The sequence below is a fragment of the Zavarzinia compransoris genome (assembly GCF_003173055.1).
In the GTDB taxonomy this organism is placed as follows: Bacteria; Pseudomonadota; Alphaproteobacteria; order Zavarziniales; family Zavarziniaceae; genus Zavarzinia; species Zavarzinia compransoris.
In genome coordinates, this window is the sequence record NZ_QGLF01000001.1 from 256,752 (window position 1) to 274,985 (window position 18,234).

18 protein-coding genes are annotated in these 18,234 nt (G+C 69.9%); 8 read left to right on the forward strand and 10 right to left on the reverse strand.

The features are described 5' to 3' along the window. The first annotated feature begins 190 nt into the window (after positions 1–190). Positions 191–1,237: a Ppx/GppA phosphatase family protein gene (locus DKG75_RS01285; RefSeq protein WP_243746496.1), complete on the forward strand. Its 1,047-nt coding sequence runs from the start codon at positions 191–193 to the stop codon at positions 1,235–1,237. Beyond that, entirely contained in the window at positions 1,234–1,950 is a 717-nt protein-coding gene (locus DKG75_RS01290; protein WP_109919270.1) for an RlmE family RNA methyltransferase, read from the forward strand. Before DKG75_RS01285 ends, DKG75_RS01290 begins: the two co-directional genes overlap by 4 nt. 119 nt (positions 1,951–2,069) lie before the next feature. On the opposite strand, the gene DKG75_RS01295 is transcribed toward DKG75_RS01290, so the two are convergent. The 7 genes from DKG75_RS01295 to DKG75_RS01320 all read right to left on the reverse strand — a co-directional run bounded on the left by DKG75_RS01295 (position 2,070) and on the right by DKG75_RS01320 (position 9,709). Then, positions 2,070–2,966: a hypothetical protein gene (locus DKG75_RS01295; RefSeq protein WP_109919271.1), complete on the reverse strand. Its 897-nt coding sequence runs from the start codon at positions 2,964–2,966 to the stop codon at positions 2,070–2,072. A 76-nt stretch (positions 2,967–3,042) separates the two neighbouring features. Next, complete coding sequence (locus tag DKG75_RS01300; protein WP_109919272.1) at positions 3,043–3,429, reverse strand: hypothetical protein; 387 nt, start codon at positions 3,427–3,429, stop codon at positions 3,043–3,045. 155 nt (positions 3,430–3,584) lie between these two features. Beyond that, entirely contained in the window at positions 3,585–3,983 is a 399-nt protein-coding gene (locus DKG75_RS22840; protein WP_166646443.1) for a mannose-binding lectin, read from the reverse strand. Positions 3,984–4,042: 59 nt separating this feature from the next. Further along, entirely contained in the window at positions 4,043–5,701 is a 1,659-nt protein-coding gene (locus tag DKG75_RS22845) for a hypothetical protein (RefSeq protein ID WP_166646442.1), read from the reverse strand. Between the two features lie 441 nt (positions 5,702–6,142). Then, positions 6,143–7,867: an alpha/beta fold hydrolase gene (locus tag DKG75_RS01310; protein ID WP_109919273.1), complete on the reverse strand. Its 1,725-nt coding sequence runs from the start codon at positions 7,865–7,867 to the stop codon at positions 6,143–6,145. Between the two features lie 158 nt (positions 7,868–8,025). Beyond that, positions 8,026–9,147 carry a 3-dehydroquinate synthase gene (aroB, locus tag DKG75_RS01315; RefSeq protein WP_109919274.1) on the reverse strand — a complete coding sequence of 374 codons (1,122 nt, stop codon included), beginning with the start codon at positions 9,145–9,147 and terminating at the stop codon, positions 8,026–8,028. Then, positions 9,140–9,709: a shikimate kinase gene (locus tag DKG75_RS01320; protein WP_425086482.1), complete on the reverse strand. Its 570-nt coding sequence runs from the start codon at positions 9,707–9,709 to the stop codon at positions 9,140–9,142. Before DKG75_RS01320 ends, aroB begins: the two co-directional genes overlap by 8 nt. 183 nt (positions 9,710–9,892) lie before the next feature. Here DKG75_RS01320 and DKG75_RS22850 point away from each other — a divergent pair, with 183 nt between their 5' ends. From DKG75_RS22850 to DKG75_RS01345, 6 genes are all read left to right on the forward strand, one after another. Continuing rightward, positions 9,893–10,033, forward strand: coding sequence for a hypothetical protein (locus DKG75_RS22850; RefSeq protein ID WP_166646441.1), 141 nt, complete (start codon positions 9,893–9,895; stop codon positions 10,031–10,033). Further along, the gene (locus tag DKG75_RS22855) at positions 10,014–11,816 is read left to right on the forward strand and encodes a hypothetical protein (RefSeq protein WP_166646440.1); all 1,803 of its coding nucleotides are present in this window, start codon (positions 10,014–10,016) and stop codon (positions 11,814–11,816) included. Before DKG75_RS22850 ends, DKG75_RS22855 begins: the two co-directional genes overlap by 20 nt. Next, on the forward strand, positions 11,813–12,811 hold the full coding sequence (locus DKG75_RS01330; protein WP_243746494.1) for a site-specific tyrosine recombinase XerD: 999 nt from the start codon (positions 11,813–11,815) through the stop codon (positions 12,809–12,811). Before DKG75_RS22855 ends, DKG75_RS01330 begins: the two co-directional genes overlap by 4 nt. Before the next feature lie 53 nt (positions 12,812–12,864). Next, on the forward strand, positions 12,865–13,842 hold the full coding sequence (locus tag DKG75_RS01335; RefSeq protein WP_109919275.1) for an HpcH/HpaI aldolase/citrate lyase family protein: 978 nt from the start codon (positions 12,865–12,867) through the stop codon (positions 13,840–13,842). Positions 13,843–14,001: 159 nt separating this feature from the next. After that, entirely contained in the window at positions 14,002–14,958 is a 957-nt protein-coding gene (locus DKG75_RS01340; RefSeq protein WP_109919276.1) for an acetyl-CoA carboxylase carboxyltransferase subunit alpha, read from the forward strand. Positions 14,959–15,032: 74 nt separating this feature from the next. Continuing rightward, positions 15,033–15,869 (forward strand): M48 family metallopeptidase, encoded by an 837-nt coding sequence (locus DKG75_RS01345; protein WP_109919277.1) that lies wholly within the window; start codon positions 15,033–15,035, stop codon positions 15,867–15,869. Between the two features lie 3 nt (positions 15,870–15,872). On the opposite strand, the gene DKG75_RS22610 is transcribed toward DKG75_RS01345, so the two are convergent. From DKG75_RS22610 to DKG75_RS01365, 3 genes are all read right to left on the reverse strand, one after another. Next, positions 15,873–16,418 (reverse strand): hypothetical protein, encoded by a 546-nt coding sequence (locus tag DKG75_RS22610; RefSeq protein ID WP_133636911.1) that lies wholly within the window; start codon positions 16,416–16,418, stop codon positions 15,873–15,875. 67 nt (positions 16,419–16,485) lie between these two features. Beyond that, positions 16,486–17,529 (reverse strand): tetratricopeptide repeat protein, encoded by a 1,044-nt coding sequence (locus tag DKG75_RS01360; RefSeq protein ID WP_133636909.1) that lies wholly within the window; start codon positions 17,527–17,529, stop codon positions 16,486–16,488. Continuing rightward, positions 17,526–18,221, reverse strand: coding sequence for a tetratricopeptide repeat protein (locus DKG75_RS01365; protein WP_109919281.1), 696 nt, complete (start codon positions 18,219–18,221; stop codon positions 17,526–17,528). The genes DKG75_RS01360 and DKG75_RS01365 overlap by 4 nt, the downstream gene beginning before the upstream one ends. Positions 18,222–18,234 lie beyond the last annotated feature (13 nt).

Sequence of the window (18,234 nt, forward strand, 5' to 3'; positions counted from 1 at the left end):
TGTATAAAACATCACTATTGCTGTCTGATATGTTTATCCTGCGGGGCTGAATTTCAGGATTCACGGATCATCCGGGTCTGGCGGGGGTCTTGCCCGGTCAAGCGCCATGCCCTTCACTCTTGCCGGACAATGCTGCTATCATGGCTTCAAGTGGGGCGGCGGGTGCCGCTCCGATGTGTTGAGGTCTAAATTGTCGGACTTAAGCCCCGAGGGGCCAGAGCCGGCGGGCGGCGACGTGCGTCCCGGCCCGGCGGTCAATCATCCGGAGTCTGTCGATCCGCCGGTCTTCGCGGCGCTTGATCTCGGCACCAACAATTGCCGGCTGCTGATCGCCGAGCCGGCCCGCCACGGCACGTTCCGCATCGTCGACGCCTTTTCCCGCATCGTCCGCCTGGGCGAGGGGCTGGCCTCCCACGGCCGCATCGCCGAAGCCGCGATCGAGCGCACGCTGGACGCGCTGCAGGTCTGCGCCGGGCGGATGCGCCGGCGCAAGGTCACCCATATCCGGGCGATCGCCACCGAGGCCTGCCGCCGCGCCACCAATGGCGCGGATTTCCTCGCCCGGGCGCGCAGCGAAACCGGCATCGTGCTCGAAGTGATCTCGCCGGCGGAAGAGGCGCAGCTCGCGGTCGCGGGCTGTACCCCGCTGCTCGATCCCGACCGGCGCCGGGCGCTGGTCTTCGATATCGGCGGCGGTTCGACCGAACTCGCCTGGCTGGCGGTCAAGGGGCCGGACCGGGCGGAAATGCTGGACTGGATGTCCATGCCGCTCGGCGTCGTCACCCTGGCCGAGCGTTTCGGCGGGATCGAGGTGGACGACGGCGTCTATGGCCGCATGGTGGCGGAGGTGCGGGCGGCGCTCGCCCCTTTCGCCGCGCGCTATCCGGCCGGGCTGGCCGCCGGCGATCACGGCTTCCAGCTGCTCGGCACCTCGGGTACCGTGACCACCCTGGCAGCGGTGCGCATGAACCTGCCGCGCTATGACCGCACCAGGGTCGACGGGTCCTGGATGACGGCGGCCGAGATCGGGCGGGTGATCGACGATATCAGGGCCATGAGCTTCGACCGGCGGGCGGCCAATCCCTGCATCGGCCGCGACCGCGCCGATCTGGTGCTGGCCGGCTGCGCCATTCTCGAGGCGATCATGGAAGCCTGGCCGGAGCGGCGCCTGCGCATCGCCGACCGGGGCTTGCGCGAAGGCGTGTTGATGGGACTGATGGCGGGTAACAGGATATGAGCGGACGGTCAGGCAGCAACGGCGGCAGCGCCGGTTCCGTGCCCCGGGGCATGCATGTCCGGGTGAAGACGGCGAAGAAGCGCACGGTCTCCTCCGCCCGCTGGCTGGAACGGCAGTTGAACGACCCCTATGTCGCCGCCGCCAAGCGCGACGGTTATCGCAGCCGCGCCGCCTACAAGCTGATCGAGATCGACGACAAGCTCCGCGTTCTCAAGCCCGGGGCCGTGGTCGTCGATCTCGGCGCCGCCCCCGGCGGCTGGTGCCAGGTGGCCGGCGCCCGCGTCCGCTCCCGCCCCGGCGATCCGGCGCCCAACGGCAAGGTGGTGGGCATCGACCTGACCGAAGTGGCGCCCCTGGCCGGGGCCGAGGTCATCCAACTCGACTTCCTGGCCCCGGATGCGCCGGAACGCCTGCGCGCCCTGCTCGGCGGGCCGGCGGATGTGGTCCTGTCCGACATGGCGGCCTCCGCCACCGGCCACAAGGCGACGGACCACCTGAAGATCATGGCCCTGTGCGAGGCCGCCCTCGATTTCGCGGTCGAGGTGCTGAAACCGGGCGGGGCCTTTATCGCCAAAGTGTTGCAGGGCGGCTCGGAAAACCAGCTGATGGCCACCATGCGCAAGCATTTCTCGGTGGTGAAGCACATGAAGCCGCCGGCCAGCCGGAGCGATTCGTCCGAAATGTACGTCGTCGCTACCGGCTTCCGGGCTTAGAGTTTGTCCGATTTTGGCTGAATCAGCCAAAATCGAAAAAGACAAACGGCCACGCATAAGACTGGAGTTTGTCCGCTTCATACTGAAGCGGACAAACTCCAGGGAGGCTTCAGGCGGGGTTACCGGGCGGCGCAGATCGTCGCCCGGGCATTCGCCCAGCAGCCGCCCTTCTTCTGGCGGAAATCCTCGCCGAGGAAGCTCTGGGCGTGGGTGGCGTTCCGTTCGCCGTTCCAGTTGCCCGAGGCGGTGCCGTCGCCCGCGGGGGCGAGTTCGGCGAAATAGTCGCCGAGGTAATTCTCGCGATCGGTGTTGATCCAGAAGCCCCCGGTGCCGTCATTGGCCATCCAGATCGGGCAGTTCGCCTTGATGTCGATATAGGTCCGGCCGTCGACCACCAGCTTGCAGGTCCCATGGATGACATAGGGCCCGGAGGAGGTGGGGGCGGCCGCCGTCGCCGTCGCCGAAGGGGCGTCGAGGACGCAGGCGATCGTCTTCTTCACCACGGCGTTGGTGCCCTTCAGCGCGAACGACTCGATGTGTTCCCCTTCGCCCTGAACCATATAGGCGAAATTGACCGTCGAAGCGTTCGAGAACAGGTCGGTCAGGCCGTCGGGCTCGCTGTTGGGGGTGCGATAGGTCCGCCACTCGTAACCCGTCGCATCGGTTTCCAGCGACATCGAGACCAAGGTGGATTCGGCGCGGTTGTTGTCCCACCAGATCTCCACCTCGATCGCCCGCTCCTGCGCGGCGGAGGCAAAGGCGCTGAAGGCGAACAGGCTGGAATCGCGATTGTATTCGAAGCGCAGCCCGCGTTCGGAGCCCGTCAGCATGAAGGCGTCGCACAGCTGGACCTCGCCGTCAGCCGTCGTCGCCCGGCGCAGGGTCCAGGCGCCCGAGGTGCCGTAATCGGTGACCTGAAGCGTGTCGGCCGGCGCCGCGAACGCGGCCGGCGGCATGGCAAGGGCGCCGGCGACGATCGCCGCCGCCAGCGGGCGGACGAATGCGTTGAATTTCATGGTGTCTATCTCCTCGGATCGATGGAATGAAGGGCGATGCTTGGCGTGCACCGCGATGGCGGACCGGGGCGGCGTTTCAGCCGCCGTTGGCGGAAACACACTCCATCACGCGCTCGAGCGCCGAGACCGCCGAATTGTTGAACTTGACCGTTCCGCTCTTGATCCTGCCGCCGGCCAGGATCTGCCAGGTGTAACCGCGGGCGACCGCGACCTGTTCGAGCACGGTGTCGTCGATGTAGAACAGAAGGCGGTCGCCGAAGGATTCCGCATCGACGAGTTCAGCCGAGCCGCCGACGATGACGGTCGATTCCGGATATTTCGCCTTGGCGATGCCGGTGGACGGCACGCTGACATAGACTTTGCCGTCGGTATTCCGGGCCATGATATTGGGGCCTTGGATCGCCCGGCAGACGATGCCCTGGCCTTGCTGCTGCTGGTTGAAGGACCAGCCGTCGAAGCCCATGCCATAGGGCTCGGCCGGGGACGCCCAAGCAGGCCCCGACCAAGCAGGTCCCCACCAGGCGGCCAACGCCGCCAACAGGAAGACGGATGCTTTCATGAACGGCCCCCGAAGATAATGCCTGTGAACGGCAGGGTTCCAGCGCGGCCAGGACGTGCTCAATAGCCGTCGCTGATCAGCTGCCCGTTGTCGTTGTGGATACCCTGCAATTCAATTCTCGACTGGCGGTAGCTGCCGTTCCGCCTTTTGCAGCTGCCGTTCAGGAAGACTTTCTCGTGGCTGACGTCCAGCCAGTACTGGTCGCAACTGCGCTGGAACGAGGCGCCTTCGTACCCCTGGCGCTTCAGGGTGCCGTCGATATTCTGGTAGCCGAGCAGCAGCAGTTCCGTATTCCGGTACCGGCCCTGCCTGTCCTTGCATTGCGCGACGAGATAGGCGTCGCTGCCGCTGACTTCGATCTGAATGTCGCTGCACGACCGCTGGAAGCTGGAGGGCGCCGCCGAAGCCGCCCCGCCGCCGAGAAGGAGAGCGGCCAGAGTGCAGAGCGCGAAACGCATGGCGTTATCCCTTTTGCCTTTATGGAATGCCCGGGGTTCCGGTCGGTTGCGCCGCGCGTTCACTGGACGGCCGCCCAGGTGCCGGAACTGTCCTTGCGGAGCAGGGTGAGAGTGTTCGGGTCGATGTCCTGATAGAGATCGGGGGTCAGATCGAACAGGAAGGCGTAGTCGCCCAGCACGCGCCAGAAGCGGACGGCCCCGTCGCCATAGCTGAAGCTGCCGCATTGCGGCCCCGTCGGCCCTTCCCTGCTTTCCTTGTAGCGCGGGTCCGCCGGGGTGATGTCGAAGACATAGCCGTCCGGCGAGAGCGAGGGGTCGGCCTTCTTCACCGCGCATTTCCGCCCGCGGAGTTCGCTCTGCTCGGCGCCCTGGCGGGAACGCATGTCGAGGTCGCGCTCGACATGCTTCGGATCGATCGTGTTGAACCAGACCAGGGGCTGCGGGTCGCTGACCTCCGGCTTTTGGCCATAGACGGCATTGAGGGCCGAGCGGACGATCATCAGCTGCGCCCATTGGGCCCCGCCGGCGAATTCGAGCTGCGCCGTGACCCCCTTGCAGCGCAGCGCCCGGTAGAGGAGGGCGTCTTCGACCACCTGCACCTCGTTCACCACCCATTCGCATGCCGGGTCGGGCAGATAGTCGCCATAGGTCGCTTCGCCTGACAGATAGGCGACCGCGCGCCCCGCGCAGATGCCGGTCAAGGGCAGGCGCGGGCCGTCGTCGGGACAGCCGGGGGCGCCGCCCGAAGCTGGCCGCGGCGCGGCTGCCGCGCTGCCGCCCTGGCCCTTCCGCGCCACGCATTCCTCGATCTTGCTGATGACCGCCGCCGTCCCGACCAGCTTGTGATCGCTGGCGGTGCGGCCGATGGTGACGAGCATCGCCTTGCCGCTCCTGATCGCGTCGAGTTCGGCCATGCCGAGCCAGGCGAACGTCCAGCCGTTGCGCGCCGAACCGCTGATGGAACGGCTGTTGCCGTCCACGATGATCTGGCCGCTCCAGTCCGGCGCATTCTCGACCGGCAGGGCGACCTGCCACTGCATGCCGTCCCAGCCCAGCCGCCAGACCGAGCCGCGGTCGGGGAACTCGCCGGTGCAATAGGCGAAATTGCCGGCCACGGTCGCACCCGTCACCGTCCAGCCGCGGACCTCGGCGTAATGGCTTTCCACCGCCTGCGGCGTGCCGGCGATGTCATAGCCGTCGTAGTCGTTCGTTCCGGCGTTGCCGGCATTCTGCAAGCCGTGGCCGCGCACGCATTCCGTCGCGAGATCGAGGGCGGCCTTGGCGCCGCGCAGGGAGAAATTCTGTCCCGACGGATCGAAGTTCAGCTTGATCTGCCGGCCCGCCACGATCGCGTCGATCACGCCCTGGTCGACCGGGGCGCGGACCACATCCCCGTCCAGCGAGAATTGAACGGGAAACGCCGTGCCGTCGATCAGCAGGCTGACCTGCACGCTGTTGCCGGAGATCAGGTAATCCGAGGCCAGCGTCCACTGCCGGCCGTCATTCTCGAGCCGCAGGTAGGAGCCGAAATCCGGCTGCGCCGACGGGTTGGCGATCCTCGCCGAGCACATGCGGGCATCCGGCCCCTCGCTCCAGGATTCGACCGTCCAGGCGCCCGAATTGGCGTAGACATCGGCCACCGGGGCGGCGGCGACCGGGGCCGCCAGCGCAGAAAGGAAACCCGCGGCGACCAGCGATGCCTTCAGAATGCGCCTCATGTTAAGGATCCTCGGAATGACGGGAAGGGCTCGAACGGCCGGCATGACGGCATCGGCGGAAAAGGGTTGCATTCCCGCCCGCGACCGGGGATGGTTCAGGGGTCGGGGCCCGGCCGCCCCTTCCAGGCGCTGCCTGCCCGGGACGCTACCTGAGACGCTATGTGTGGCAGGGGCGGCGCGCTGGCCCGTTTCGTTCCTTGCATGCGATGCCCGCCCCGCACGCGATGCCCGGGGTGGAACGTTGGGCGTGCAAGGCCGACCCGATGCAATGCCATGCATCCCAATGCCCCCCTCGGGCCGCTGCTTTGCCGCCATGAAATCCCCTCTTGCGACGGGGGAACGTTAGCTTGGCGACTTGAAGGGCGCATACCCACTTCTGGGTATGAAGGGCATTTTTCGTCGGTTTTTGTTTCGGATTGATTGCCGGCGGCGCGGGGCCGGTTACCGGGGCGCGCCCGCGACGATGGCCGAAAGCACGCGCTGCCAATGGCTGAAGAACAGCAGCTGGCCCGCGGCCTCGACCACTTCGACCGTCGTCCCCGGCACGTCCCGGGCGAAGGCGAGGGTCTGGGCCAGGGGCACGATGTGGTCGTCGTCGCCGTGCAGGATATGGAACTTATGGGCGGTGGCGCGGGCTTCCGCGGTAAAGTCCATCTGGGCGATCAGGCATTCGTGGCGCAGGCAGTCGAGCCCGTTGCGCAAGGCATTGACGCTGCCTTTCGCGATCAGATCGACGGTCTCCTGATGGCCGACCGCCTTGGCATCGGCCGCGCCATCCTTGCAGAGGTGGATCACGAACTCGCTCGCGAAGCGGCTGTCCAGGCAGGCCATCATCGCCCAGGCGACCACGGGCAGGAGCCGGGGGACGTGGCGCGCCAGCCGCAGCATGAAGCGCTGCCGTTTCGGCGTGTCCAGCAGCCATTCCTGCCGCCAGGCCGGCGGACGCGAGATGCCGATCATCCGCGATACCGATCCGGGAAACAGCCGCGCGAAGCGCAGGGCAAAGGGCGACCCGGCGGCATGGCTGAGCACCACCGCCCGGCGGATGCCGAGCTGATCGAGCAATTCCCGGCAATCCTGGGCGGCCTGGGTCAGCAGGTCGTCGACACCGATGCCATGGACCGGATCCGTATCGCCCATGCCCGGGCGGAACGGCGCGATGATGCGCAGGTTGTCGCGATAGGCCTGGGCGATCGCCGCTGCCGGCAGTTCGATGCCGTAAGGGATATTGTGGAACAGCAGCACCGGCCGGCCGTCGGCGGCGCCCTGTTCGAGAAGGTCCAATGTCCGCCCGTCCGCCAGACGGAGCCGGCGCCGCGTCTTCACCGGCGCGGACTTCCGCGGGGCGGCCGGATTGTCCACGGCGACGGATTTGGGGGCGAGGACGCCGGCGGAAAAGCCGCACAGCTGCCGGACCAGTTCGGGGATGTCGCGCACCCCGGTCTTGCCCTTGATCACCTTGATCTGGGTGCGGACCGTATCGAGCGACACGCCGCGCTCGGCGGCGATTTCCGATGCCCGGAGGCCGCCCGCCAGCATGAGGGCGACCCGCGCCTCCGCCGCCGTCAGCCCATGGGCGTCGCGCAGCAGGCGCGCCTCCCCGTCGTCGAAGCCGAAATCGACGACCGACAGCAGGTAGAGGCCCAGCGCGCCGCCCACCAGATCGGGATCGATGCTGCTGATCACGATGCTGCCGGAGATCGAGCGCTCGGGATCCGGATGTCCGGTGACGGCCAGCGGCAATCCCGGGTCCTTCCGCTGCAGGAAATCGCGGACCTGGCGGCGTGCGCCGGGATCCGGCACCAGTTCGTCCAGGCGGACCGGCATCGCCCCGTATTTGGCCAGCGCCATGCCGTTCGCCGCCACCAAGGTCTCGCCCTTGGTCACGACATAGGAGGGATTGGGGACGGATTCGATGATCGCGTTGACCTTCTGGTCGTTGGTCCGCGCCAGGCCGATGCGCTGCTGGATGCTGTACGCCATCTCGGCATGGGCGAGGGTGGCGCCGCCGATCCGGTGCTCGATCGTGTCGTCCTCGCCGGCATCGTCGTTCTGGTCGGCAAAGAGCAGCGCGTCGAGCCGGTCGATAATGGCGTAGAAATTGTCCGGGGACAGGGTTGCCGCATAGATCGCGACAATCAGGTCCTGCGCTTTTGAAACGATCATCGAAGCGTTGCCGTCAAAACGAGTTGCGCCGTGCCGGGCTGCCGGGGGCGTTGCCGATCGGAACGCGCCGCCGCCATCGTCATCGTATCGCTGTTCGGCCCCGGCCGGCGGCGCAAATCCGCCCGCTTTGGCAATGGATCGCGGGCGGGGGGATACGGTCAGGCGGCTTGCAGCACCGCGTCGACCGCCTCGATCGGCACGTCCTGGGTGATGAAGGCGTCGCCGATGCGCCGGGCCAGGATGAAGGTCAGCTTGCCGTCCTTCACCTTCTTGTCCTGCGCCATATGCTCGATCAGGGCGGCGGGGGCCAGTTCGGCGGCGAGATCCGCCGCGCCCTCGATGTCGGCGGCGGCGACCGGCAGGCCGACGGCGGCCATGTGGCGCCGGGCCCGCACCGCGTCCTGCCCCGGGCAGAGGCCGAGGCGGACCGAGAGATCGAAGGCCAGGCGCATGCCGATCGCGACCCCTTCGCCGTGGAGCAGGCGGGGGCCGAAGCCGGTCGCCGCCTCGAAGGCATGGCCGAAGGTGTGGCCGAGGTTGAGCAGGGCGCGCTCGCCCGTCTCGCGCTCGTCGCGCGAGACGATGCCGGCCTTGGCGGTGACCGAGCGGCGCACCGCCTCGATCCGGGCGGTGCGGTCGCCGGCGACCAGGGCGGGGCCATGCGCTTCCAGCCAGTCGAAGAAATCGGCATCGCCGAGCAGGCCGTATTTCACCACCTCGGCATAGCCGGCCAGCAATTCGCGCTTCGGCAGGGTTTCCAGCAGGGCGATGTCGGCCAGCACCAGTCTCGGCTGGTGGAAGGCGCCGACCAGATTCTTGCCGTGGGCGGTGTTGATGCCGGTCTTGCCGCCGACCGAGGAATCGACCTGCGACAGCAGGGTGGTCGGCACCTGCACGAAATCGACGCCGCGCTTGGCGATCGCCGCCGCGAAACCGGCGAGGTCGCCGATGACGCCGCCGCCGAGGGCGACCACGGCATCGCGCCGCTCGATCCGGTGGTCGAGCAGGCGGGACATCAGCCGTTCCAGGACCGGGAAGGACTTGCTGCCCTCGCCGGGCGGCAGCACGATCGCCTCATGGGCGATGCCGGCGGCGGCAAGGCTGGCGCGGGCGCGGTCCAGGTGCAGGGCGGCGACATGCTCGTCGGTGACGATCAGGGCCCGGCCGCGCGGAAACAGGTCGCGTACGCCGGCGCCCAGGCGGTCGATCACGCCGGCGCCGATGTGAATGTCGTAGGCGCGCTCGCCCAGGGAAACGGGAACGGTAACGGCGTCAGCCATGCTGGGTGTCCTGCAGGGGGGCGAGCCGGGCGAGGATGGCGTCGACCACCTGGTCGTGGGGGCCGTCCAGGCTTTCGACCGCGATATCCGCCTCGGCATAGACCGGGTAGCGGAGGGCGATGAGTTTTTCCAGAATCTCGCGCGGGTCGCCGCGTTTCAGCAGCGGGCGGTTGTTGCGTTTCTTCACCCGCCGGACCAGGACGTCGAGATCGGCCCGCAGCCAGACGGAGACGGAGCGGGCGCGGATCCTGGCCCGCGTCTCCGCATCCATGAAGGCGCCGCCGCCGGTCGCCAGCACATGGGGCGGGTGTTCGTCGAGCAGGCGGGCGATCACCCTGCGCTCGCCGTCGCGGAAGGCGGCCTCGCCGTGGCGCTCGAAGATTTCATCGATGGTGCAGCCGGCGGCATTCTCGATTTCCGTGTCGGCATCGAGGAAGGGGACGTGCAGGCGCTGGGCCAGCCGCTTGCCGATCGAGCTTTTGCCAGCGCCCATCAGGCCGACCAGCACGATGGTGCGGGCGAGCGCGAAGGGCGGATGAGGCGGAACCGGGGCGTCGGCCAGGGCTTCCGGGGGCAGGGCATTGTCTTCCACGGGGCGGAATGTGCCCGCTGGCACCGTATCTTTCAAGGCGCTGCGGGCGAATTCTTGTCCTGGCCGGCCCTCGCCCTTAGACTTGTCCGCACCGCCGGCGGGGAATCGCGCGGGCGCCTTATTCCTGCCTTGGGCTTTCGTCAGTATCCGACCATGTCGAAGATTCTCGTTATCGTTGCCGCGATCCTGCTGACGGCGGTGGTCGGCGGCGCCATCTATCTGGCCACATTCGATCCCCCGGTCTCGCGTGAGCGGGTGGAACAGGTGCTGCCCAATGACCGGTTCCCGGAATAGGGCGCGGCGCGCTCTATCCCTGCCCATTGTCTTTTCGGGGGCGATCCTGGGCTGGCTCGCATCCTCGCCGGCCCTGGCCGAGGGGCCGGTCAGCCTGTTGCCGCCGGTTCTCGATCCGCGCGGCCCGGCGCCCCTGCCGGCCGACGGCGGCGCGCCCATCCCGTTGGGCCCCCCGGGCTTCACCGATCCCACCCCCAGCATCAGCCGGCCGGGCGGCAACCCGGACAGTCTGGGCACGCCCTTCGGCGGCCCCCTGCCGACGGACGAGACCCTGCCGCGCGGCGCCGCCCTGCCGGCCCCGGTCGAGGTGCGCCCCCTGGACGACGCGGCCGTGCCCGTGCCGGCCGAGCCCGCCCCGGCCCCTGATGGGCAGGCGTTTTCTGGGCAAGTACTTTGGCGCGGCGACGATCCCGCCCTTCTGGCGCCCGTGCTGGCGGCCCTGCCGGCCCGGCCCGGCGCCGCGGTCCTGCGGGACCTTGCCGCCCGCCTGGCGGGGGAGGCGGCGGCCGAGCCGGATCTGGCCGGCGCCGCCCTGCTCTGGTTCGCCGGGGCGGGGCGCGCGGGCGAACTGGCCGCCTTTCGCGGCCGCCTGGACGGTTTGCCGGGGCCGGCGGTCAGCGCCGTCGTCGCCGGCCTCGCCGCCCTCGACGACCGGGCGGCGCTTTGTGCCGCGGGGTTCGAGGCGCTTGGGCCGGCGGGCCTGAATGTCGATGTCCTGCGCGCCCTGGCCCTGTGCCGGGCGGCGGCGGGCGACGGCGCGGGGGCGCAGGTCGCCCTCGACCTCGCCCATGAACAGGGCCCGGTCGGCGAAGGTTTCGACCGCCTGGTGCGCGCCGTCGCCGGCCGCGACCGGGCCGGCATCGGCGATATCGATCCGGCCGATCCCCTCAGCCTCTGGGCGGCGGAGGGGCTGGGCCTGCCGCCCCCGGTGCGCGACGGCACCCGGGCGCTGGCCCTGCCCCGGCTGGCGCGCCTCGGCGGCGCCCTCGAGATCCGCATCCAGGCGGCCGAGCAGGCGGAGGCCCTGGGCCTGATCTCAGCCCCGGCCTTGGCCGCCCTCTATGTCACCGGGCCGGCGCCGACGGCGGCGCTGGCCGCCCTGCCGGGCGAATTGCAGCGCTCCGCCCTGCATCGGGCGGTGGTCGAGGCGTCGGGCCCGGCGGTGCGCGCCCAGGCCCTGGTCGCCTTTATCGAAGCGGCGGGGAAGGCCGGACTGGCCGCGACCGCGGCCCGGGTCGAACGGCAGGCCATCGTCGATGTCGCCAATCAGTCGCTGCCGCCGGCGCTTGGCCGCGGTCTCGTCCGGGCGGCGCTCGGGGCCGGGGAACGGGCGGCGGCGCTGGCCCAGATGCTTCGCCTCGAACAGGCGGGCGGCGGCGCCGGTGACCTTTTGTGGCCCTATCGGGCCCTGCTGGCGGGCCCGGGCGAGGGGGGGGCGGGGCGCTTTTCCGATTATCTGGATGCCCTGCCGCGCGGCGGCGACCGGGGCTTGACCCTGCTTGCCGGCCTTCTCGACGGCCTGGGGGCGGTGCTGCCCGAAGAGCTTGCGCCGCGCCGCGCCGATCTCACCCCGCCCGAGGCGGCGCAGGCGATCGAAACCGCCGTGCTGGCCGGCCGCCGGGCCGAGGTGGCGGCCCTGGTCGTCGCCCTGGCCGGCGAGGCGCCGCTGGCGGATCTCGATCCTGCCCGGGCCCGGCTGGCGGTCGAAGCCCTGCGCCGCGCCGGGCTGGCCGACGAGGCCCGGGCGCTGGCCGTCGAGATCGCCCTGGCGGCCGGCCTGTGACCCCGCCGCGGAAGCGCGGCCGCCCGCCGGCCGTGCCCGCCCATGTGCCGAAACCGGCGGAGGCGGCGTTGCTCGAAGCCTTTCTCGAAATGATGGCGGCGGAACGGAATGCGGCGGCGAATACGATCGCCGCCTATCGCCGCGACCTGACCGATTATGCCGCCTTCCTGGCCGGGCAGGGCCTGGGGTTGGAGCGGGCGGGTGCGGATCAGGTCGCCGCCTATTTCGACACAGTGGAGGGGCGGGGCCTGAAACCCTCGACCGCGGCGCGGCGCCTGTCGGCACTGCGCCAGTTCCACCGCTTCGCCCTGGCCGACGGTCTCCGCGCCGACGACCCGACCAGCCGGATCGAAGCGCCGCGCCGGGGCCGTCGCCTGCCGAAATACCTGAGCGAGGACGAGGTGGAGGCGATGCTGCGCATCGCCGCCGATGCCCTGGGCCGGGCGGCGGGGCCATCGCGCGAGAAGCGGGCGATCCGCTTTCTCGCCCTGGTCGAAATCCTCTATGCCACCGGGCTCCGGGTGTCCGAACTGGTCGGCCTGCCGCTGTCGGCGCTGGCCCATGACCCGCGCTTCGTCCTGGTCAAGGGCAAGGGCGGGCGGGAGCGGATGGTGCCGCTGTCCGACCCCGCCCGGGCGGCGATCGCCCGCTGGCTGGGGCTGCGGCCCAAGGGCCTGCTGCCGAAACAGGCGAAATGGCTGTTCCCGGCCGGCACCGCCACCGGCCACATGACCCGCCAGCATTTCGCCCAGGGGCTGAAGGCCCTGGCGGCCGAGGCGGGGATCGAGCCCGAGCGGGTGTCGCCCCATGTGCTGCGCCATGCCTTCGCCAGCCACCTGCTCGCCCATGGCGCCGACCTGCGGGTGGTGCAGACCCTGCTGGGACACGCGGACATCTCCACGACCGAGATTTACACCCACATTCTCGATGAAAAACTGCGGACACTCGTCAACCGCCACCACCCGATGGCAAGATCGCCGCGCCGCACAAGTTGACAAGCGGGTATCGTCTCCATACGGTCCCCGCCATTATTCCGGAGACGTTGCTGATGAGCTTCAAAGTCGTCGAACAGGCCCCCGCCCGTCTGAATCGCTGCGAACTGGCGGTGCCCGGCTCCAGCCCGCATATGTTCGAGAAGGCCGCGAAGTCGGCGGCCGACGTGATCTTCCTCGATCTCGAGGACGCGGTGGCGCCCGACGACAAGCCGAAGGCGCGCGAGAACATCATCCAGGCCCTGCACGACATCGACTGGGGCGACAAGACCATCTCGGTCCGCATCAACGGCCTCGACACCCACTATGCCTATAAGGACATCGTCGAGGTGGTGGAGCGCGGCGGCGAGCGCCTGGACCTGATCATGGTGCCGAAGGTCGGCACCGCCTCGGACGTCTATGCCGTCGACATGCTGCTGACCCAGATCGAAACCGCGGTCGGCCGCAAGAAGAAGATCGGCCTCGAGCACATCATCGAGACCGCGCTCGGCATGCAGAACATCCACGAGATCGCCGCCGCCTCGAAGCGGAACGAATCGCTGCATTTCGGCGTCGCCGACTATGCCGCCTCGACCCGGGCCCAGACGACCCAGATCGGCGGCCCGAACCCCAACTACGTCGTCCTCACCGATCCGGACGAGGCGGGCGAGCGCGTCCGCCACTGGGGCGACATGTGGCATTATGCGATCGCCCGCATGGTGGTGGCGGCCCGCGCCAACGGCCTCCGCCCGATCGACGGGCCCTTCGGCGACTTCTCGGATTCGGACGGCTATCGCGCCCAGGCCGCCCGCGCCGCCGTGCTCGGCTGCGAGGGCAAATGGGCGATCCACCCCAAGCAGATCCCGGTCGCCAACGAAGTCTTCACCCCGTCCGAAAAGGAAGTGACCAAGGCCCGCCGCATCCTGGAAGCGATGGACATCGCCCAGAAGGAAGGCAAGGGCGCGGTTTCCCTCGACGGCAAGCTGATCGATCTCGCCTCCATCCGCCAGGCCCAGTCTCTGGTGGAACAGGCGAACCGTATCGCCGGCAAGTGATTTGAGGTAAGGACGGGCCGCCGTATCGGCGGCGGCCCGCCCCCCGGCCGCGACGCGGCCAAAGGCCGACCCCGGGCCGCGACGCGGCCACAAGCCGACCCCCGGCCGCGACGCGGCCACAGGCGCCCACCCCGGGGCGTTCAGCGAAGGACGAATTCCATGGCCATGTTCCTCGATTTCGAGAAGCCCATCGCGGAACTCGAAGCGAAGATCAAGGAACTGCAGGCGATGCCGGCGGCCCAGGGCATCTCGATCGCCGAGGAGGTTTCGCGGCTCGAGGTCAAGGCCGATCTCCTGCTCCGGCAGACCTACGGCAAGCTCAGCGCCTGGCAGAAGACCCAGGTCGCCCGCCACCAGAACCGGCCGCGTTTCAACGACTATGTGAAGCTGCTGGTCGAGGATTTCGTGCCGCTGGCCGGCGACCGCGCCTTTTCCGACGACAAGGCGATCCTCGGCGGCATGGGCCGCTTTCGCGGCCGCCCGGTCATGGTCATCGGCCATGAGAAGGGCGCGGACACCGAGGGCCGCATCCGCCACAATTTCGGCATGGCCAAGCCCGAGGGCTATCGCAAGGCGATCCGCCTGATGGAACTGGCCGACCGCTTCGGCCTCGCCGTCGTCACCCTGGTCGATACGCCCGGCGCCTTTCCCGGCATCGAGGCCGAGGCGCGCGGCCAGTCGGAAGCGATCGCCCGCTCGACCGAGGCCTGCCTCAAGCTGAAGGTGCCGCTGGTCTCGGTCATCGTCGGCGAGGGCGGCTCCGGCGGCGCGGTCGCACTCGCCACCGCCAACCGGGTCCTGATGCTCGAACATGCGGTCTATTCGGTGATCTCGCCCGAGGGCTGCGCCTCCATCCTCTGGCGCTCGGCGGAACGGGCGCAGGATGCGGCGGCGGCCCTGAAGCTGACGGCGCAGGACCTGATCAAGCTCGGCGTCATCGACGCCATCGTCTCGGAACCGCTGGGCGGCGCCCATCGCGATCCGAAGGCGACCGTCGCCTCGGTCGGCCATGCGGTCTCGACCGCGCTCGACGAGTTCAAGGGCAAGGACGGCAACGCCATCCGCCGCGACCGGCGCGAGAAATTCCTCGCCATGGGGCGCACCGGCATCGCCTGACGCGCTTCCCCGCCGTTTCCTCCGGGGGGCGGCCGGCCTATGCTGATCCCCGGGGCAGCGGCCAGGGGGGCACCATGATCCATGTCGTGCGGGATATCCGGCTGTCTGGCCTGCTGCTTGGCCTCAGCCTGGGCGCCCTTGGCTGGTTCTTTCTGCTGTCGCCCGGGTTTACCGATACCGAAGGCCCGCACGGCATCGCCCTGGTCCTGGGCGGCCTGGGGACTCTGTTCGGCCTGCCCGTCTTCCTGAATTTCCTGGCCGCCGTCCGCATCCGCCACCGGCTGCTGGCGGGCGAGGGCGTGATCGGCCGCTGGCCGGTCCGGGCGGCGGGGATCGCCGAATATCAGGCCCTGCAGCGGCAATACGGCATCGGCAATAGCTGGAAGCCGAGCCGGGCCGAGCGCCGCGACGGCGTCGAGATCGTCTTCGGGGCAGAGACTTTGGTGATCGGCGGCAGGCTCCTGTCGCTGCCGACCTCGGGCCTGCAATCGATCCGGGGCATCGGCTTCGAGGCGGAACCGGCCCTGACCCTGGCCATCGTCTGCCGGGCCTGGGTCAAGGTCGGCAGCCGGCTGACGCCGATGGACGAGATGCTGCGCCTGCCCGTCACCGATATCGACGAAGCGAACAAGGTCATGGCGCATTACCGCGCGGCGCTGGCTGGTACCGTCATCGTCCGCCCCGACCGCTGGCGTTCGCGGCTCAGGGCCGGGATCGTGCTGACGCTGGCCATGCCCGTGGTGGCGCTGGCGGGCTGGCTGTGGGCGGATGGACTTCGGGCAGGCGACCGGCAGGGCGACGGGATCGGCCCCCTGGTCACCATGCTGGTCGGCCTTCTGGGCACGATCGCCGCCGCCGTCTTCACCCTGCTGGTCTGGTTCCTTCACCGGCGCCAGCGGGGCGGGCGGTAGCGGTCAGAGCGGGTCGTTGGCCCGGCGCAGCTTGAAGGGGTTCCACAGCAACGGGTTGGCGTTGGCCGGCGCGGTCTGGGCGATGCGGCAGCGCTTGAAGAATTCCTGCAATTGCTCGCGCGTGGTGCGGGGGCTGAACAGCAGGTAGACCACGCGCCGGGCGCCGGTCCGCGCCGTCATGCGGCAGACGACGACGACCTGGCCGTTGGCCAGGGCCGGGAAGAAATGCATGCCCATCTGGCGCAGGGCCCTGAATTCACTTTCGAGATGCGGGGCATCCTTCATCAGGGCGGCCAGCGCCTTGATCACGCGGGTGACGCCGACCTCGGTCAGCTGTCCGCCCATGATCATGGCCCCGGAGGCGGCGGTGGCGGCGGAGCCGGTGAGGAGTGCGTCCGTTGCCATGGCCCGGCCGAACTGGCGGGCGATCGCGACCGCGGCGGCGCGGATCGCCTGGGCGGCGAGGGCGTCCATCCCCGCCAGCGCGATGGCGTCGGTGGCGATCACCGCGGCCTCGAAGGCGCCTGCAATAAGTAGTGGAATGGCCATGTTCCGAGTCCCCCTCGATCCCTGCTGCCATGATAGAGGGGGAATGGTAAGCGCATAGTGAGGGACTTCACGGTCCCGGGGGAATGTTTCGCCCCTTTGGCACCATCCTGCGCCACCAGGCGCCCATCCGCGCCAGAAGGCCGGGCGGCCGCGCCGGCTGCGGCCTGGGGGAAAGCAGGCCGGCGATCGCCTGATCGATGCCCCGGAGGTCGTCGCAATAGGACAGGGCCCGCCGGCGGACGGCCCCGTCCAGGCCGGCTGCCGCCGTGGCCAGGTTGCGCGCCGCCGTGGCACAATTCTTGGCGGCGGCCCGGTGCAGCCACAGCAGCCCCTCATCGCGCGCCGGTGCCATGCCGTCGCCATAGAGGCACATCACGGCGTAATTGTTCATCGCCTCGCGGTGGCAGGTCCCGGCGGCGGTCCGCAGCAGGGCCGCGGCCTCGGCCAGATCGGCGTCGCTGCCGGCGTAGCGCCGCAAGAGGACGGACAGCGGATAGCAGGCGGCGACATGGCCGGCCCCGGCGGCCTTGCGGTACCACAGGATTGCCGCCCGGTCGTCGGCGGCGACGCCCCGGCCGGTCCACAGGTACTCGGCCAGCATGGCCATGGCCCCGGGATCCCCGGCCGCCGCCGCGCGGGACAGCCAGCCCAGGGCAGTGGCGCTGTTCCGCGCAGCTTCGGCCTGTCGCCAGAAGTGCAGCAGGGCCTGGGCATCGCCGGCCTCCGCTGCCCGCTCCAGCCATGTCCGCGCTTCCACCGCCTCGTCCCCGTCCGTGCAGCGATCGAGCAGGGTCTGGCCCAGCCGGCGCATGCCGGTGACATTGCCCGCCCCGGCGGCGCGGCGGAAGGCCCGGATCGCCTGACGTCTCGCCCGTTCGGGCGCGATCGGGCGGGTCAGGATCCAGTCGCCGAGATGGACCATGCCGGCGCTCTCGCCCATGCGGAAGGCGGCGCGGAACAGCAGGGCGGCCCGGTGCTGCGCGGCCTCCCGGTCGTCCGCCTGCTTCAGCAGGGCGAGACCATGGGCGACCATGGCGGCTGCCTCCCCCGGGGCCGGCGCACCATCGCCATCGGCGAGCGCCGGCGGTTCGGGCGCCGTCGGCCCGGTCATCGGGGGCTTTCTGCCGGGTCCAGCCGCTGGATGGCGATCAGGGCGCGGGCGGAACCAAGGTCGATCGCCCGCTGAAACCATTTGCGGGCTTCTTCCGGGTCCTTGTCGACCCCCGTCCCGTCGAGATAGGCATGGCCGAGCAGGACCATGGCTTCGGTATCGCCCGCCTCGGCGCCGCGGCGGAACCAGCCGGCGGCGGCGGCGGCATCGGCCGGCGCGCCCTGGCCCAATAGCAGCATCTCGCCCAGGTCGTGCATGGCCCGGGCGTGGCCGGCCTCGGCCGCCTTGCGGACCCAGGCGAGGGCCGCCGCCTCGTCCAGCGGCAGGCCGAGGCCGTTCTTCAGGATGCGGCCGAGATAGAGCATGGCGGCCGGATGGCCGGCTTCGGCGGCCTGCTTCAGGGCGGCCATCGCTTCCGCCTCGGTGCCGCCGCGGGGGGCGGAAAGGGCGCGGGCCAGTTGATAGACGAGGCGCGGCTCGGCCGGCCGTTCGGCCACGGCGGCGCGGCAGGCGGCAACGGCGCTTGCGCCGTCGATCAAGGTCAGGCGGACGCCCTCGACCCCCTGGGGCCGGCCGGGATCGTCCGGGGCGGCGGCCAGCCGGTCGCAGTCGGCTATCGCATCCGCATGGGCCCGGGGCGGAAGGGCAAGTGCGGTGGCCACGATGGCGGCGGCGAACAGCGCCCGTTTCATTCCGTTTCCTTCC